The organism is Parafrankia sp. Ea1.12 (assembly GCF_900465275.1).
Taxonomy (GTDB): Bacteria; Actinomycetota; Actinomycetes; order Frankiales; family Frankiaceae; genus Parafrankia; species Parafrankia soli.
In genome coordinates this window covers 1-2,172 of record NZ_UBIZ01000662.1, presented here as the reverse complement: position 1 = coordinate 2,172, position 2,172 = coordinate 1, and the positions used below count along the sequence as shown (strand labels likewise).

The window sequence follows — 2,172 nt, the reverse complement described above, 5'->3', positions numbered from 1 at the left end:
TCCTTGAGCAGGGCGCGGCTGATGATGCGCTTCTGCACCTCGGACGTCCCCTCGCCGATGAGCATGAACGGGGCCTCCCGGTAGAGGCGCTCGATCTCGTACTCCTTGGAGTACCCGTAGCCACCGTGGATCCGGAACGACTCGGTGGTCACCTCATGGCAGTACTCACTGGCCAGATACTTGGCCATCCCGGCCTCGACGTCGTTACGCTGCCCGCTGTCCTTCTTACGCGCGGCGTTGACCATCATGAGATGACCCGCCTCGACCTTGGTCGCCATGTCCGCGAGCTTGAACGCGATCGCCTGATGATCAGCGATCTGATGACCGAACGTCCGCCGCTGCTGAGCGTAGGCGATCGCCAGCTCGAACGCCCGGATCATGATCCCGCAGGCCCGGGCCGCGACATTGACCCGCCCGACCTCCACCCCGTCCATCATCTGGTAGAAACCACGACCCGCCGCCCCCGGACCACCCAGGATCGAACCCGCCGACGCCCGATGACCATCCAGGATCATCTCCGTGGTCTCGACACCCTTGTACCCGAGCTTCTCCAGCTTCCCCGGAATCGTGATACCACCGTCGGTACCGAACCCCGGCTCCTTCTCCAACAGGAACGTCGTCATGTTCCGATAGACCGACTCCGCACCCTCATCCGTCTTCACCAACGTCGCGACCAGACCGGCACGGGCACCGTTGGTCAGCCACATCTTCTGCCCGGTGATCGTGTACTCGTCGCCGTCACGGTCAGCCCGGGTCGTGATCGCCGACACATCCGAACCACACCCCGGCTCACTCATCGAGAACGCCCCCCGCAGCTCACCGGTCGCCATCCGCGGCAACAACCGCTCCCGCTGCTCATCGGTACCGTGCTGCAGCACCAGATACGCCACGATGAAATGAGTGTTGATCACCCCGGACACACTCATCCACCCACGGGCGATCTCCTCCACCACCAGCGCGTACGTCAGCAACGACTCACCGAGACCGCCGTACTCCTCCGGGATCGTGATCCCGAACAGGCCCATCTCCTTCATCGCCTCGACGATCGCCTCGGGATACTCGTCCTTACGCTCAAGATCGCCCGCGTTCGGCAGAATCTCCCTGTCCACGAACGACCGCACCGCCGCGAGGATGTCGGACTGCACCTCGGTCAGCCCGTCGGTCTGCGCGATCCTGCCCATAGCGGCTCCTGTGTCCTTGAGGTCTCGACGGGGAAACAGCCAGACCGGGTCAGCCGGCCGGCGGCTCGAAACGGGCGGTACGCGCCATACCCGCGGCACGACCCTTGCCCGCGATCACCTCGGCCATCTTCCGGCTCGCCTCATCGATCATCTCGTCCCCGAGCATCACCGCGCCCCGCAGCCCACCCTCATCCGAGGTGTGCCAGGCATAGGCGTCCAGGATCAGCTCGGCGTGGTCGTAATCCTCCTGCCGGGGGGCGTACACCTCGTTCGCGGCGTCGATCTGCCCCGGATGCAGCACCCACTTACCGTCATAACCCAACGCCGCGGACTTCTTCGCCACCCCACGGAACGCCTCCACATCCCGGATCTGCAGGAACGGCCCGTCGATCGCCTGCACCCCCCGTGCCCGCGCCGCCTCCAGGATCTTGAACAGCACGTAGTGGAACGGGTCCCCCGGATAATCCGGGTTCAGCGCACCCACCACCAGGGACGGCATGTTCATCGACGCCATGAAATCCGCCGGACCAAAGATGATCGTCTCGATCCGCGGGCTGGCGAACGCGATCTCCTTCACGTTCGACAGACCCAGCGCGTTCTCGATCTGCGCCTCGATACCGATCCGCCCGACCTCGAAACCCATCACCTCCTCGATCTGCGTCAGCAGCAGATCCAGCCACTGCACCTGCGCGGCGGTCTGCACCTTCGGCAGCATCACACAGTCCAGGTTCGCCCCCGCGCCCTCGACCACGGTCACGACATCACGGTAGGTCCACTTCGTCGTCAGGTCATTGACCCGCACGACCCGGGTCTTACCCGCCCAGTCACCCTCGTTCAACACCGACACGACGTTCCCCCGCGCCGACTCCTTCGCCCCCGGAGCGACCGAGTCCTCCAGATCACAGAAGATCTGGTCGGCAGGAAGCCCCTGCGCCTTACCCAACATCTTCACGTTCGAAGCCGGAACAGCCAGACACGACCGGCGAGCACG

2 protein-coding genes are annotated in these 2,172 nt (G+C 64.7%); both read right to left on the bottom strand.

Annotated features, from left to right (window positions below; all coding sequences use genetic code 11):
* On the bottom strand, window positions 1-1,181 hold a 1,181-nt coding region (locus tag FMEAI12_RS34645), incomplete at its 3' end, for an acyl-CoA dehydrogenase family protein (RefSeq protein WP_112109271.1).
* A gap of 49 nt (window positions 1,182-1,230) precedes the next feature.
* On the bottom strand, window positions 1,231-2,172 hold a 942-nt coding region (locus tag FMEAI12_RS34640), incomplete at its 5' end, for a CoA ester lyase (protein ID WP_235015056.1).